This is a genomic window from Lacrimispora sphenoides (assembly GCF_900105215.1).
Classification (GTDB): Bacteria; Bacillota; Clostridia; order Lachnospirales; family Lachnospiraceae; genus Lacrimispora; species Lacrimispora sphenoides_A.
This window is the reverse complement of the sequence record NZ_FOIP01000001.1, coordinates 280,432-295,690: the sequence shown is the minus strand read 5'-3', so window position 1 is coordinate 295,690 and position 15,259 is coordinate 280,432. Positions and strand designations below refer to the sequence as shown.

The following is a 15,259-nucleotide window of genomic DNA, read 5'->3' as shown; positions in this document are numbered from 1 at the left end:
TTGGTAAGAAACTGATTTGAGAAAACAGGTACAAAAAAAAGAATTGGGAGAGGAGGAAGGAATTTGATTAGAAAACGAAAGATTTTAAGAAAACTGAGCCTGCTGTTATTACTGTGCATGACATTCAGCTTAATGCCTGTAAAAACTTTTGCCGAAAGTCCCGTACCTGAGGATATGGTAGAGGAACATGACGCAGTACCTGGGGATCCGGACATTGTGTCTGAGGATTCACTGGAGGACGTACCGGCTTTGGCCACAAGCAGCATTGCTTCACCTTCCGGAAAGGATAGCGGAATTGAAGATTTTACGGACGAGACCTCCAACGGAATGGAAGAAGATCTGTATTTTGTATTTGATCCGCAACCGGAGACTTTGGAGGAGGTACAGGCGTTAATCGATGCTTATGAGGAAGAGTATCAGGCAGCGTTAAAGAGCAGCGGATATTCAGCTGCTTTGGAAATACAAAAGCCCCGTTGGGAATATGAGGTGGATCGCTCGCTCATGCCTGCCGGCTGGCGATGCGATTTCCTTACTGATGAAGCCTCCGGGGCGGTCTACTGGACATTCTTCCCCAGTCTGACGGCGTTTAGCAGCTCGGTCACGGTCACTGGAGGAGCACAACTTCCTGGAGTGATTAACGGTACGTCGGATGACATGACGATAGAGCTGTCTGCTGATTTTTCCATGACAGGAACGGTAACCCTGCCGGCTCTTGCCAACGGGAGGAGCATTGTAATTGACGGCGGGGGCATCGAATTGCCAGGAGGATATACGCACTTTACCTTTGCTTCAGGCAATGCAGGAGAATATACACTTAAGAATATGACTTTGGGGACAGGCACCGGTGGGATAAAAGTGAATGCAGGTTCCGGACAGGTAACGATTGAACAAGTAACATTTGATGGGCTTTCAAGCAGTGCCGTATCGTTAGGAAGCCAGAGGGTTGTTATAAAGGATTCACAGTTTTTAAATGGTACGTCAAATGCAATATCAGGCGAAGGAAATAGCGTGGCCATCGAAGGCTCTCTTTTTAAGGATAATGTCGCAGCGTTCGGCGGAGCAATCCTTGGCGCCTCCAACACGACTTACAACATCACCAATTGCAGCTTTGTGGGCAATCGGGGGACTTGGCCCGGCTATAATGGCGGAGCGATCGGCGCTGATGGACGGATAAACATTGTGATGAATATCAGCAACAGTTATTTTGAGGAAAATGCAGCGGAAAATGGCAATATTTCTGCTACAACAGGAGGCCGCGGCGGTGCCATATCGTATTACAATACGAACCAAAGCTATTTAACAATCAGTCAATGCTATTTTAAAGGAAACAAAGCTACAACTGTGGTGAGTACCGCAGATGGCGGTGCGCTTTCCTATTATACAGGAACCTCCTATTCAAATACATGGATCATTGAAGATTCGACATTTGAGGAAAATATAGCAAGGGATGATGCGGGAGCGATTCACTTTGAAAAAACTGTACCAGATGGAAACTGTTCTCTGACCGTAAGGAACTGCACTTTTTATAAGAACGCGGGCCAACATGTGGATGGCGTCTATTACGGAGGTGCGATCCAGGCCTGCAGTTCAGTAAACGTGGAACTGGAAAGCAATACTTTTTATGGAAACATCCATGAACGCGGGTCAGGAGGAAACGACCTAGGCGAACATTCTTCTTTTCATTTGGGATCCTTGTCAACTCTTCGGCCCCTCTGGACACTGAGAAATAATTTATTTGTTAATGATTCCGCTGCTTCGACGAAGAAAAACACCCAGATTACCGCAAACAGAGTCACCGATAACGGCGGCAATGTGGGGGCGGATTACAGCGTTAAACAGAATGTAAACTTAAAGGTGAAGGATATATTCGGCGCAAACGATCCGCAGCTTAACGAATATGGAAATGAGCGGAATGCGGGGGTGGAAGGCTCAGAATATGAGACCTGTATCAATACGCTGATGATCGTGCCCAGGCACGTGGCAGGAAGCGGAACCAATGCGGATGGGGAAGCTGCTGCATCCCCGATTACGTTCGATGAGCGTGGGAAGCTTCGGGAAGCGGGAAGCAAAGATGCCGGTGCGGTTGAAATAGCCTGGGTGAAATTTGATTCAGGTGAAGGTAATTGGGAAGGCCTTACAGAAGAAGGTTTTGTACTGGGAGAAAGTTACTACATAGGTTCAGAAACAAAAAATTACTGGCTTATCAGTGATGTAGGGGGAAATGTGCTTGCACTTTCTGATGCCAATATGACTCCTCCGTCGGCAGGTATGATTCTGCTTGGCTGGGATACCGATCCGTCAGCAGATGACGTGGTCTATGAAGCGGGAGATATCGTTGATTCCATGGAGCAGACGGTATATGCAGTCTGGGGCGAGGCTGGAGTGGTTACATATGGATTGACTTACCATAAGAATGACAGCAGCGGAGCAACAAAAGAGTATGGCGGGTATACGCTGGGTGAGTCAGTTCCCGTAAAAGCTTTAACTGCCGTAGAAGATTGGACGGTGCCTGAGGGAAAGACATTTCTGGAATGGACTGATACGGCAGATGTGACGGAAAGCTCCCTGTGGTATCAGCCCGGTGATCTCTTTGAGATAACGGCTGAAAAGAAAGATCTGTATGCACAATGGGAGGAAACTCACGGACCGGTGCCGGAATATGCCAGCGCGGATGTCACAGGTACAAAGAGATTAACGGGCCGGGCGCTTGAGGCCGGGGAATTCAGCTTTACACTGAATGAAACAACGGACGGCGGAACGTATGCTCAGACGGTTACTAATGATGCCGATGGCAATTTTGCGTTTCCTGCCATTACTTATAGTGCTGCAGGCACCTATACCTATATAGTATCAGAGGTCAATGGAGGAATAAGCGGAATAAGCTATGACAACACGGTTTACTCAGTGACTGCAGAGGTTACAGTCAAAGGGAACGATGCCTTAACGGCGGCAGTGACGTACCAAAAAGTAGGGATCCAGGTTGATGAAATCTCATTCCAAAATACATATTCTGACGGCGGAGGGAACAACGGTAGTGGGGAAAGCGGCGGAGGAAACAGCGGCGGAGGCAGCAGCGGCGGAGGAAACAGCGGTGGAAGCAGCAACGGAGGCAGTACGGAAGTACCCGCCAAAACAACAGATTCTTCCCCCGATTCCACTACCATCTTGGAAGTAAAGCCGGTACCCGTGTCCGATCTGGTACCAGAGCCTGTAGATGCTTCTTCCCTGCCTAAAACCGGGGATAGCAGTACACCGGTTTCTGGGGTTCTAGTGGTGCTGGGGGCAGCATTGCTTGCTGCGGGTATCCTGCTTAGGCAGCGTTCGGAAACAAGACAACCATAAAAGTGGGAGCATACCAGAGTATTAATTTATATAGCTGCCGCAGGAATAACGGCAAACATTTTGAGCAAAACCAATACGGCAATTAGAACGGATCTGCATTTTATCAGCTGGGTAAAATGCAGATCTTTTTTAATTTGAACTTCTGAAATTGATTAGAACCAGAGCGAAATAATCCAGAAGATACGGGAAGGAAAATTTAAACCGAATCCTGTCAGCAGGGCAGAAATACCAGAAAATGGAAGAGGTGTAATACAATCTGAGTGGGAAAGTGTATGACAGACCTTTGTTAGTTTTGCATAATTTTAAAAATACTATTGACAAATTTCGATAAAAAATGTATTATTTAGTAGCAATATTGTATGACAGCAGACAAAAATGCAAACCCGGGAACGCAATAGAGAATGATATCATACAATGGTTTAAACATTTGTAACAAAAACTAGGGTATAAAAACAAAAACAAATCAAAGTATGCTACAAAAGAAGGAAAAAATGTTGAGAGGTGGATTATTATGAGAAAAGTTACTGCAATTGTATTATCAGCCATGATGGCCTTGTCATTAAGCGCTTGCGGTTCCACTGCAAAGGAAACCGATGTAAAGGAAACCACAGTAGCCAGCTCCGGTACTGAAACAACCGCAGCAAAAACAGAGGATACCAGAGAGCCGATTAAGATCGGAGTTTCTGCACCGGATTTAACCAATGTGTTCTTTATCCAGATTAAAGATGCCATGCAGGCAGCTCTTAGCGGAACGAAGGATGAATTGATCATCCAGGATGCCGGCGGTGATCAGAATAAGCAGATGAATGACGTAATGGATATGATCAACCAGGGCTGTGACGTCATCTGTATTTCCGCGATCAACTCAGAAGGAGTACGTGCTACTCTGGAAGCATGCAAGGAAGCTGACATACCTGTCATTGCATTCAATACCTCAGTAAAGAATCCGGAACTGGTTCAGTGTACGGTTGTATCTGATAATAAAGAAGCTGGAAAACTGTGTGCACAGGCTCTGGCAGAATCTTTAGGCGGTAAAGGAAAAGTAGTAGAAATTACATATAGTACCACAGAAGTTTGCTATGATCGTCAGTTCGGTTTTGAAGAAGAATTAAAGAAGTATCCAGACATTGAAATCATCCAGACCAAAGACGTTGAGAAACCAAAGTCCGATTATTCTCAGCCGATCATGGTAGACTTTATCAACGCAAACCCAGTAATCGACGGAGTATTCACCATCAATGACCCGACAGCACGCGGTGCCATCGCAGCCCTTAAGGAAGCAGGCCGCTTAGACGCTACCAAGGTTGTTTCCGTGGACGGTTCAGATGAAGGAAAAGGCTTTATCCGTACCGGTGAAATGGTAGCATCTGCAGCACAGGATCCAGCAGGAATCGGTACAACCTGTATCGAAACCGCTTATCGTCTTCTGTCCGGACAGACCATTGAAGAGAAGGTAGTTGTACCGATGTCTATCATTACAAAGGAGAACGTAGATCAGTAATCCGTAAAGTGTTGACCCGTAGCGAAGAATGCAGAACAGGAGTGTTAAAAACATGTCAAATGAATATGTTTTTGAAATGAAAGATATAACCAAAGCGTTTGGTCGCAATGTTGTACTTGACGGAGTCAGTATTTCCATAAAGCCCGGAGAAGTCCGGGCTCTTATGGGAGAGAATGGAGCAGGAAAATCCACCTTAATGAAGATCCTTGGCGGAATTTTCAGTGCTGATTCGGGCACCATCTACATGGACGGGAAGGAAGCTTCCATAAAGACCGTAGACGATGCCCGCAAGTATGGTGTCAGTTTTATTCATCAGGAAATCACCAACATTCCTGAGATGACGATTGCAGAAAATATTTTTCTTGGCCGGGAACCCAAAAACCATTTGAAGTTGGTGGATTACCGGAAAATGAAGCATGAGGCGCAGAAAGCTCTTGATGCGCTGGGACTGGATCTGGATGCTGGTATGCTGATTCGGGGGTTATCCGTAGCACAGCAGCAGATGATAGAAATTGCAAGAGCGGTGAATGAGGGGGCAAAAATCCTGATTCTGGACGAACCCACAGCATCTTTGTCAAAAAGCGAGACAGACAATCTGTTTGCACAGATCGACCGTTTAAGAAAAGCCGGAGTTGCGATGATCTACATCTCCCATCGTATGGAAGAGACCTTTAAGGTCTGCGATTCGGTAACGGTACTCCGTGACGGTAAGTTTATAGGAACCAGAGATACAAAAGAAACAACAGAAAATGAATTGATAAGTATGATGGTAGGCCGTGAATTTAACAACATGTATGGAAACAAACGTGTCATCGGCGGGGACGTCATCATGGAAGTGAAACATTTAACAACCCATAAGGTATTTGATATCAGTTTTACATTGAGAAAAGGGGAAATACTTGGATTTTCAGGATTAGTAGGGGCGGGGCGTACCGAACTGGCACTGGCGTTATTCGGCATTGACAGCATTCAGTCAGGAGAGATCTGGCTGGAAGGGAAAAAACTTACCATCAGTAAACCCAAGGATGCAATGAACGCAGGCATCGCACTGGTGCCGGAAGAGCGTAAGGAGCAGGGGCTTTTCCTTAGCCATAGCATTGCAACCAATCTGACATTCCAGGTGCTTTCTGATTTTATACATCAGTTACGAGTGGACAAGAAAAAGGAATCGAATATTGTAGATGAGTTCAAACAGAAGCTTTCTATTAAGATGGCCTCCGTTGAACAGACGGCAGGAGAGCTTTCCGGCGGCAACCAGCAGAAGATCGTCATATCCAAATGGCTGGCAGCTAAGCCGAAGGTACTCATACTGGACGAACCGACCCGAGGGATCGACGTAGGCGCAAAGGCGGAGATATATAAGCTGATGCACAGCCTGGCCAGTGAAGGAGTTTCTATTATCATGATCTCTTCGGAGCTTCCTGAGATCATCAATAACTCCAGCCGGGTTGCCATCATGAGGGAAGGACATCTGGCCGGAATCTTAGACCAGCAGGAGACGGAAACTACACAGGAAACGATCATGTCATTTGCAGTGGGAGGAGAACATACAACATGTTAAGCAAGAAGAATCAATCAGAGACATCTGAGATACAAGCACCAAGCCTCTGGAACACCAATCCTTTGATGATCTGGCTGAAGCGCAATATGGCATCCATGATCGCGTTGGTATTCCTGTGTATTATTTTATCGATTACAACCGATACCTTTCTTGTTAAAAATAACCTGCTCAGCGTATTGCGCCAGGTCTGCGTCAATGGTTTTATTGCATTCGGTATCACATGCGTTCTGATTTGCGGCGGTATTGACTTATCCGTAGGCTCCGTTGTAGCGGCTGCCGGTGTTATTGCCGTACGCTGTGGAAATGCGGGACTGCCGGTTATCCTTTGCTTTCTGATTCCACTGTTATTTGGTGCGGTCATCGGTCTTTTCAATGGATATGTTATTTCGCACACAACTCTGCCACCATTTATCGTAACCTTATCCATGCAGATCATCGTACGAGGTGTCAGCTACATATTAACAGGCGGTCAGCCCGCACAGTCCAATAACGAAACATTCAACAACATGGGTGTAGGAAGCTTCCTTGGAATTCCCATTCCGGTTGTATTTGTAATCGTTGCATTTGTAATTCTTTATTTCATCATGAACCGTACCTCCTTTGGACGTCATGTCTATGCCACCGGCGGAAACAAGGAAGCAGCCAAATACGCAGGTGTTGATACCAAATGGATCCAGGTAAGGGTATTCATCATCAGTGGTGTGATGGCAGCCTTAGCCGGCGTGGTTCTGGCAGCAAGGCTGTATTCCGGTCAGCCATCCGTAGGAGAAGGCTTTGAGCGAGATGCAATCGCAGCTTCCGTACTTGGTGGTACAAGCTTTAACGGCGGTATCGGTACAATGGGCGGAACCGTGATCGGTGTGCTGATCATCGGTGTTCTTAATAACGGTATGAACCTGCTTAAGATAAGCAGCTACTGGCAGTTTGTAGTAAAGGGATGCGTAATCCTTGGAGCGGTATACGTGGATTACTTAAAAAAGAGAGGTTCCCTCAAAAAGTAATATTACATAATTTAGACGGAGGCATAAGAACATGATGGACATTGTGGAATTAAAAGGGAAATGCAAGGATATCCGCAAGGATATTATTAATATGACAGCTGATGCAGCCAGCGGCCATCCAGGCGGTTCTTTATCAGCGGTAGAGCTGATGGCAGCACTGTTTTATACACAGATGCGGGTAGATCCAAAGGACCCGGACAATGAGGACCGGGACCGCTTTGTACTGAGCAAGGGACATGCAGCTCCCTGCTATTATGCGGTATTAGGTGAAATGGGCTTTTTTGACAAAGCGGAATTCAAGAACTTCCGACAGCTCCACAGCATTCTTCAGGGACATCCGGATGCAAAAAAGGTTCCCGGAATCGATGCTTCCACCGGCTCTCTGGGACAGGGAATCTCCATTGCGGTAGGAATGGCACTTGGAGCAAAGGCTCAGAATAAGGATACAAAAGTATATACCCTGCTTGGAGATGGAGAGCTTCAGGAAGGACAGGTTTGGGAGGCATGCATGGCAGCAGCCAACTACCATCTGGACAATCTCACGATCATCATTGATAACAACGGTCTTCAGATCGACGGAAGCAATGAACAGGTTATGTCCCTCGGTGATTTATCTTCCAAATTCAAAGCTTTTGGATTTAATGTACTGGAGCTTCCGGACGGCAACAATCTGGAAGAAGTTCTGGCAGCATACTCCATCAGCACCATGGAAGGAAGGCCAAAATGCATCCTGGCACACACCGTAAAAGGAAAAGGCGTTTCCTTTATGGAAAACCAGGTAGGCTGGCACGGTAAGGCACCAAGTGAAGCAGAAAGACAGCAGGCATTAAAGGAACTGGAGGGTTAATGACATGAGTGAAATGAAAGCAATTCGAGTGGCATATGGTGAGGCACTTGCTGAACTTGGCGAGACAAATGAAAAAGTTGTTGTAATGGATGCGGATCTGGCACATGCTACCATGACTGCGACCTTTGCAGAAAAGTTCCCGGAACGGTTTTTTAATGCAGGCATTGCAGAAGCAAACATGGTTGATATGAGTGCAGGCCTTTCTACCATGGGATACATACCTTTCTGCAGCACCTTTGCCATATTTGGTGCAGGACGGGCTTATGAGCAGGTAAGAAATGGTGTCGCTTACCCTAATTTCAATGTAAAGCTGGGTATGACCCATTCCGGAATCACACTTGGCGAAGACGGCGGAAGCCACCAGGCCATTGAAGATATGGCTCTTATGCGGGTAATCCCCGGCATGACCGTGATCGTTCCCTGTGATGCCAGCGAAACCCACCGTGCCGTAAAGGCAGTTGCAGATATGCAGGGTCCTGCTTATCTTCGCCTTGCAAGACTTCCAAGCCCGGTGTTTGAAGAGGATATGCCCTTTGTAATCGGAAAGGCAAACGTATTAAAAGAAGGTACGGATGCAGTGGTATTTGCCTGCGGCATCATGGTATCTACCGTACTGGAATGCGCAAAGAAGCTTGAGGCAGAAGGAAAATCCGTCACTGTTGTCAATATGCATACCATTAAGCCTATTGACAGGGAGTGCATTTTGAAATATGCTGAGAAGTGTAAGAATGTTATAACCGTGGAAGAACACAGCATCATCGGCGGTCTTGGAGATGCAGTAGGCGATGTTCTTCTGGAAAACAAGTGTAATGTCACATTTAAAAAGATCGGTGTACAGGACCGATTCGGTCAGTCCGGAAAGCCGGAAGAGCTTCTGGAGGAATACGGGCTGAGTGAGAAACAAGTATATAATCAGATAAAAGGAGTGTTGGAAGCATGAGAATCGCATTAATTAATGAGAACAGCCAGGCGGCTAAAAACGAAATGATTTACAACAGCTTAAAGAAGGTTGCAGATACAAAGGGCTATACAGTGGATAACTATGGCATGTATTCTGCAGAGGACAGCAATTCCCTGACTTATGTACAGAACGGAATCCTGGCAGCCATTCTTTTAAACTCCGGAGCAGCGGATTATGTAATTACCGGATGCGGAACCGGCGAAGGTGCCATGCTGGCTTTAAACAGCTTCCCGGGCGTGATCTGCGGTCATGTGTGTGACCCAAGCGACGGCTACATGTTTGCACAGATCAACGACGGCAATGCGATCGCAATGCCATTTGCAAAGGGCTTTGGCTGGGGTGCAGAACTGAATCTGGAGTATACATTTGAAAAATTATTCTCTGAAGAAAGCGGACAGGGCTATCCAAGAGAGAGAGCCATTCCGGAGCAGAGAAATAAGAAAATCTTAGATGTGGTAAGAGAAAATAACTTAAAGGATATCCTGACCTGCTTAAAGGGACTTGACCAGGAACTGGTAAAGGGAGCCGTTGGCGGCGAGAAATTCGGCGAGCTGTTCTTCGCAAACTGCAAGGATGAAGCAATTGCAGAATATGTAAAGAGCCTGCTGGCATAGGAGGTTCCTAATGCTGAAAAACAAACCATCGGGAGTTGCCCATGTGGCGATTCCCACGGATGAACCGGAAGCAACCGTATCTTTCTACGAGAATCTGGGATTTACCAGACTGGTGGATGGAGGAATCCGGGGAATGCTGCAATGCGGGACCTGTGTCATTGAATACTATCCCAGACGCCAGGAGATAAAGCCCATCGGTAACATCGATCACATTGCCCTAACTTGCGAAAACCTGGATGAAGCATATGAGGAAATCGTGGCCCTGGGACATAAACTTTTATCCGACGGAATAGAATCCAACCAGATGTTTGCACCTCTCCCCAATCGTTTCTTTCTTTTTCAGGGACCGAATGGTGAGAAGATTGAATTTTGCAAAGTTGGCTAGTTATGAATAAATATAACATTTAAGGAGAATTGCCATGAGATTTTTTATCGATACAGCAAATACGGAAGACGTAAAGAAAGCAAACGATATGGGCATCATCTGCGGTGTTACCACGAATCCGTCCCTGATCGCCAAAGAAGGCCGGGATTTCGTTGAAGTCATCAAAGAAATCACTTCTATTGTGGACGGACCCATCAGCGGAGAAGTGAAAGCAACAACTGAGGATGCAGAGGGCATGATCGCAGAGGGTCGTGAAATCGCAGCGATCCATCCCAATATGGTTGTAAAGATCCCTATGACCGTGGAAGGACTGAAAGCCGTTAAGGTATTGACTGCTGAAGGAATCAAGACCAATGTGACACTGGTGTTTTCTTCCGCTCAGGCACTTTTAGCTGCCCGTGCAGGCGCAACCTACGTTTCACCGTTCTTAGGCCGTCTGGATGATATTTCTATGCCAGGTATTGATTTGATCTGTGACATCATGGATATTTTCAGGGAACACGGAATCGAGACAGAAATCATTGCAGCCAGCGTCCGCAACCCGATCCATGTCATCGACTGTGCAAAGGCAGGAGCCGACATTGCTACGGTACCTTATAGTGTACTGGTACAGATGGTAAAGCACCCGCTGACCGATCAGGGAATTGAGAAATTCAAGGCGGATTATAAAGCAGTATTTGGTGAATAAACAGTAGAGTAATTTAGGGCGGAGCCTTTTCAGGCTTCGCCCTTTTTTCTTTCTATTTTTTGATTCCTTAAGCCCTTATCATGCCGGACATTCAACCAGGATTTATTGAATAGGGATACAGATTTCACAAAGGTGCCGTTCTATAAGCTCTGCCTTATAACGTTCTAAAATCGGACGTGAAGAATCAGGAATATAGCTTTCTGCAAAAAGATGGGGGAAAACTTCTTCCCAGGCCCGCTTAACTGCCTCGGCTGTGTGATCGATGGTAAAGACTCCATACTTGCCCCCGGTGATGCTGCCAATGTGAACCTCTTTTTCAGTGGAATAGACATCAACAGAGCCCCCAACAGAGCCATCGCCAGAACTATCACCAGAACCACCAACAGAACTACCGCCAGGGTATCCGTCAAGCAGAAGGATGCAGGCATCATACCGGCATGCTTCAGGCGGTATCATCTGTGGATTATCCTGGGCGATACCCAGAATGACGGAATGGCTGTTCATTAAATCCCTGGACTTTGCCCAGTGCTTTAAGCGTTCCATGGTCTCTGTATTGCCCGGACCATAAGGGCCGGTATGCCTGATATAGGCCATGGAGCAGGGAGCTATATGTTCTATTTTTAAAGTCATTGTATTTCCTTCTTTCCTTGTATTAGGACCGGTCCTTTTTCACAGTACAATGATATAAAATGAAATGCAACTGAAATTTTAAACGTTGTACAATTTCACCAATGGATTCCCCGGAACAGAAGCCTGGGGATCTTACTCTTGCATAATTAAAAAAGTAGTAATAAAATGGTTATAAGATTTTGTAACGGATCATAGCCATTACTGGAAATTTAAGGAGAATGGCAAGCTTTGCAATGTTGGAATATAAGTTTTAAAATGCACGAACGGAGGAACCGGAATGAAAAATGAAATACTTGCTAAAGAACACTGCCCATACTGCAAAAGAAATTGTTCTTTAATAGATCCCCACTGCGGAAAAGGAAGAGCATTGGCGGAAAAGAGAAAAAAGGAAGAGAAGAAGGTAAAAGAAGAAAAAAAGGAACCAGCCATGAATCCTGAAACGGATGAATGGAAAGATATTCAGTCCGAAATCAGACTTATGCAACTTTTTAATAATGTCAGCCGTCTGCTGCCTGAGCGGAAAGCCGGGAAGCAGGGCGGGAAAGGGGTCAGGCTTTATATAATGGCAGAATTGGCTGAAAAAGGTGACCTGACACAAAAGGAGCTTAAGGAAAATGCAGGGCCGCTTTTTAAAGAGCTGGAGGAGGCTTTGCAAAAGCTGGAGAAAAAGGGCTATATCAGCCGGAAGCAGGATGGAGGAAAAGACATAAAGATCTCACTGACCGGTAAGGGATACGAGTCGGCCAAAGTACATATGAGGGAGTGGAAGAGGGAGAATGACAGTATTTTTTCCCTGCTTACGGAGGAAGAAAAAGGTTCGCTGGAACAAATTCTGAAAAAAATTAAGCCCTGAATAAACTACGTCATGAATATGGCATTTTCCATAAGACCAGGGTTGTGTTTCGTTAAAAATTGTAGTACAATGCAACAGGATATCATCCGATTATTATGTTTTATGATGCGGCTGCCGCAGGAGGAGTACCATTGAAATGCCAGGTAAAGAAAACCAGATCTGTTAGCCGGATACTGGCACTGTTATGTTGTATTGCCTTACTTATTGGAGAACTGAATGCGCTGGGCATGGACTGGATACCTGGACAGGCCCTTTTAATTATAACGCAGGTCCTGCCAAAGGGATATACTCATTCGAAAAAAAATGACGCGGTTGCTGAATTTCCGGGAGCCTTAGAGGAAGAGGCTGCGGGTGAAACTCTGGTTGATGCCTGGAGCAGGTACTTAATCGGAATCTTACCATTAAAGTATCTGGCGGTCAAAGAATTATTCCTGCCTGCCCCGCTTATATTATGGTCGGGACGAACCATGTTGATGAAGGAGGGGTATGCCGGCAGGGAGTATCTGATCAGGTACATCCATGATTCGGATGGTGAGAAAGGAGCAAGGGTTGGAATTTAAAAAAGTATTTAAAATAATAATAAGAAAAGAGGATAACCAATGAAGCCAGGAAAGAAAATGCTTGCTGCAATTTTAATAGTAATTGCGGCTCTCATTTGTGTTGCGGCATTTGGGGCCGGAAGCGGTATTAAGGGCGTACGTGAAATGCGTTACGGCATCGACATCCGCGGAGGAGTAGAGGCAGTATTTGAACCCCAGGGACTTGACCGCACCCCATCAGAAAAGGAACTTGATACAGCCAGACAGGTCATAGAGACTCGTATGGATAACCAGAATATCGTTGACCGTGAGGTGACCGTGGATAAAAACGGAGGATATATCATCGTCCGGTTCCCATGGAAATCCGGGGAGACCAATTTTAACCCGGAAGAGGCCATTGCGGAGTTAGGTGAGATGGCTGAGCTTACATTCCGGGATCCTGATGGTAATGTTCTGATCCAGGGAAAAGATGTACAGAACGCAGCCCCTGAGACCGCAAATAACAACGGGATCAAGAGCTATCAGGTAGCTCTTAGCTTTAATGCAGAAGGCTCTAAGCTGTTTGAAGATGCGACAGGAAAGCTGATCGGAAAACGGATGAGCATTTACATGGATCAGGATCTGATTTCCAGTCCAACAGTGCAGACTAAGATATCAGGCGGACAGGCAGTTATTACAGGAATGCAGGATTATGATGATGCAAAGAATCTGGCTGAGAAGATCAATGCAGGCTCTCTTCCATTTTCCCTTAAGACCACCAATTTCTCCACCATAAGCCCTTCTCTTGGTAACAATGCTTTATCGATTATGATTTATGCAGGATTGGCTGCATTTTTAGTGATCTGTTTATTTATGCTGGTATTTTATAAGCTGCCAGGCGCAGTTGCATGTGTCACTCTGGTACTGCAGACGGTTCTGCAGATGCTTGCCGTTTCTATTCCCCAGTATACATTAACCCTTCCAGGTATCGCCGGTATTATCCTAACTATAGGTATGGCGGTGGATACGAATATTATTATCTCAGAACGTATCTCGGATGAACTGAAAAAGGGGATTTCCGTAAAGGGTGCAGTATTGACCGGATATAAAAATGCATTCTCATCAGTTTTAGACGGAAATGTGACTACAGCCATTGTTGCAATAATCCTGATGTTCTTAGGTTCAGGCACCATGCTGAGTTTTGGTTATACTTTACTGATCGGTATGATCGTGAACCTCCTGGTAGGTGTTTCTGTTTCCAAGCAGCTTTTATTATCCATGATCCAGAATGCACCATGGAATGATGAAAAATGGTTCCGTATTAGAAAAGATAAAAAAATCATACCGTTCTATCAGAAGAAATATATTTTTGGAATCATCTCCGGAGCGGTTATACTTTTTGGAATTATAGGCTGCTTCATCTTTGGAGTAAAGCTGGATACCCAGTTTACCGGAGGTGCAGTATTAAGCTATTCCGTATCAGACGAAGCAGATACAGGTAAGATCCAGGCTGCCATTGAGAAAGAGACAAACCGGCCGGTTACCGTTCAGATCAAGGAAGATAACATGACCGGACTTAAGAGACTTTCCGTCACACTTGCAGGAAATTCGGGTATGTCTCCGGAAGATCAGAAAAAGGTAACGGATGCCATCAACAGTACCTCCGACAATGCAGATGCAAAGCTGTCAGAGACCTATGTTGTTGAGCCTTATATCGGAGCAAAGGCGATGAAGAACGCAGCGGTTGCTATTGTACTTTCTCTGCTCTTCATTGTTGTTTATGTTTGGATCCGGTTTTCAGCAATATCCGGCCTTCCTGCAGGAGTTACTGCAATGATTGCGCTGCTCCATGATGTAATTGTGGTGTTCTTTGTATTCGTGTTGTTCCGGATTCCGTTAAACGATGCTTTTGTGGCGGTCGTCCTAACGATAATCGGCTATTCCATTAACGATACCATCGTTATCTATGACCGAATCCGTGAAAACAGAAAGAAGGATACCAAAATGCCGGTCGATGAGCTGGTAAATATCAGTACCACCCAGACCCTTGGAAGGTCCATCAATACATCCTGTACCACGGGAATCTGCGTGCTTATCATTCTGGCAGCTTCCGTTTACTTCCAGATCGGGTCTATTTTGGAGTTCTCACTTCCAATGTTCTTTGGTATCCTGACCGGATGCTATTCCTCCATTTGCGTGGCAGGTACGCTTTGGGCTATGTGGGAGAAGAGAAAAGTAAAGGTTAAAAAGTAAAAAGCGATTTATAAGCCTGTAAGGGCCGCTGCTTTGTCAATGAGGAATCGGGGACAAAGCAGCGGCCTTTTTTGTGAAGATGTTTATAAATAATGCCAGATCGGG

Annotated in this window: 13 protein-coding genes; 12 read left to right on the top strand and 1 reads right to left on the bottom strand. The window is 45.7% G+C overall.

What is annotated here, in order from left to right:
* Positions 1 to 63: 63 nt before the first annotated feature.
* From BMW45_RS01310 to fsa, 9 genes are all read left to right on the top strand, one after another.
* A complete protein-coding gene (locus BMW45_RS01310) occupies positions 64 to 3,342 on the top strand; it encodes a Spy0128 family protein (RefSeq protein ID WP_092240209.1) in 3,279 nt (1,092 codons plus the stop codon).
* A 511-nt stretch (positions 3,343 to 3,853) separates the two neighbouring features.
* Positions 3,854 to 4,843: a sugar ABC transporter substrate-binding protein gene (locus BMW45_RS01305; protein WP_092240208.1), complete on the top strand. Its 990-nt coding sequence runs from the start codon at positions 3,854 to 3,856 to the stop codon at positions 4,841 to 4,843.
* Positions 4,844 to 4,895: 52 nt separating this feature from the next.
* On the top strand, positions 4,896 to 6,404 hold the full coding sequence (locus tag BMW45_RS01300; protein ID WP_092240207.1) for a sugar ABC transporter ATP-binding protein: 1,509 nt from the start codon (positions 4,896 to 4,898) through the stop codon (positions 6,402 to 6,404).
* Positions 6,398 to 7,405, top strand: a complete 1,008-nt coding sequence (locus BMW45_RS01295) for an ABC transporter permease (protein ID WP_242882854.1) — start codon at positions 6,398 to 6,400, stop codon at positions 7,403 to 7,405. Before BMW45_RS01300 ends, BMW45_RS01295 begins: the two co-directional genes overlap by 7 nt.
* A gap of 34 nt (positions 7,406 to 7,439) precedes the next feature.
* A complete protein-coding gene (locus tag BMW45_RS01290) occupies positions 7,440 to 8,252 on the top strand; it encodes a transketolase (RefSeq protein WP_334292939.1) in 813 nt (270 codons plus the stop codon).
* A 4-nt stretch (positions 8,253 to 8,256) separates the two neighbouring features.
* Complete coding sequence (locus tag BMW45_RS01285) at positions 8,257 to 9,192, top strand: transketolase family protein (RefSeq protein WP_092240205.1); 936 nt, start codon at positions 8,257 to 8,259, stop codon at positions 9,190 to 9,192.
* Positions 9,189 to 9,827 (top strand): RpiB/LacA/LacB family sugar-phosphate isomerase, encoded by a 639-nt coding sequence (locus BMW45_RS01280; RefSeq protein ID WP_092240204.1) that lies wholly within the window; start codon positions 9,189 to 9,191, stop codon positions 9,825 to 9,827. Before BMW45_RS01285 ends, BMW45_RS01280 begins: the two co-directional genes overlap by 4 nt.
* A 10-nt stretch (positions 9,828 to 9,837) precedes the next feature.
* Complete coding sequence (locus BMW45_RS01275; RefSeq protein ID WP_092240203.1) at positions 9,838 to 10,212, top strand: VOC family protein; 375 nt, start codon at positions 9,838 to 9,840, stop codon at positions 10,210 to 10,212.
* 34 nt (positions 10,213 to 10,246) lie between these two features.
* On the top strand, positions 10,247 to 10,900 hold the full coding sequence (gene fsa / locus BMW45_RS01270) for a fructose-6-phosphate aldolase (protein WP_092240202.1): 654 nt from the start codon (positions 10,247 to 10,249) through the stop codon (positions 10,898 to 10,900).
* Positions 10,901 to 11,002: 102 nt separating this feature from the next.
* Here fsa and BMW45_RS01265 read toward each other — a convergent pair whose 3' ends face one another.
* On the bottom strand, positions 11,003 to 11,530 hold the full coding sequence (locus BMW45_RS01265) for an AraC family transcriptional regulator (RefSeq protein WP_092240201.1): 528 nt from the start codon (positions 11,528 to 11,530) through the stop codon (positions 11,003 to 11,005).
* A 277-nt stretch (positions 11,531 to 11,807) separates the two neighbouring features.
* Between BMW45_RS01265 and BMW45_RS01260 the strand changes: the two genes are divergently transcribed.
* The 3 genes from BMW45_RS01260 (at position 11,808) to secF (ending at position 15,154) form a co-directional block, all read left to right on the top strand.
* A complete protein-coding gene (locus BMW45_RS01260; RefSeq protein WP_092240200.1) occupies positions 11,808 to 12,383 on the top strand; it encodes a MarR family winged helix-turn-helix transcriptional regulator in 576 nt (191 codons plus the stop codon).
* A gap of 131 nt (positions 12,384 to 12,514) precedes the next feature.
* Positions 12,515 to 12,943 carry a hypothetical protein gene (locus tag BMW45_RS01255; protein ID WP_092240199.1) on the top strand — a complete coding sequence of 143 codons (429 nt, stop codon included), beginning with the start codon at positions 12,515 to 12,517 and terminating at the stop codon, positions 12,941 to 12,943.
* 39 nt (positions 12,944 to 12,982) lie between these two features.
* Positions 12,983 to 15,154: a protein translocase subunit SecF gene (secF, locus tag BMW45_RS01250; RefSeq protein WP_092240198.1), complete on the top strand. Its 2,172-nt coding sequence runs from the start codon at positions 12,983 to 12,985 to the stop codon at positions 15,152 to 15,154.
* Positions 15,155 to 15,259 lie beyond the last annotated feature (105 nt).

Coding starts and splice junctions, on each gene's coding strand:
- BMW45_RS01285 (WP_092240205.1), top strand. CDS start 8,257: ATGAGTGAAATGAAAGCAATTCGAGTGGCATATGGTGAGGCACTTGCT.
- BMW45_RS01265 (WP_092240201.1), bottom strand. CDS start 11,530: ATGACTTTAAAAATAGAACATATAGCTCCCTGCTCCATGGCCTATATC.
- BMW45_RS01290 (WP_334292939.1), top strand. CDS start 7,440: ATGGACATTGTGGAATTAAAAGGGAAATGCAAGGATATCCGCAAGGAT.
- fsa (WP_092240202.1), top strand. CDS start 10,247: ATGAGATTTTTTATCGATACAGCAAATACGGAAGACGTAAAGAAAGCA.
- BMW45_RS01300 (WP_092240207.1), top strand. CDS start 4,896: ATGTCAAATGAATATGTTTTTGAAATGAAAGATATAACCAAAGCGTTT.
- secF (WP_092240198.1), top strand. CDS start 12,983: ATGAAGCCAGGAAAGAAAATGCTTGCTGCAATTTTAATAGTAATTGCG.
- BMW45_RS01295 (WP_242882854.1), top strand. CDS start 6,398: ATGTTAAGCAAGAAGAATCAATCAGAGACATCTGAGATACAAGCACCA.
- BMW45_RS01275 (WP_092240203.1), top strand. CDS start 9,838: ATGCTGAAAAACAAACCATCGGGAGTTGCCCATGTGGCGATTCCCACG.
- BMW45_RS01280 (WP_092240204.1), top strand. CDS start 9,189: ATGAGAATCGCATTAATTAATGAGAACAGCCAGGCGGCTAAAAACGAA.
- BMW45_RS01260 (WP_092240200.1), top strand. CDS start 11,808: ATGAAAAATGAAATACTTGCTAAAGAACACTGCCCATACTGCAAAAGA.
- BMW45_RS01305 (WP_092240208.1), top strand. CDS start 3,854: ATGAGAAAAGTTACTGCAATTGTATTATCAGCCATGATGGCCTTGTCA.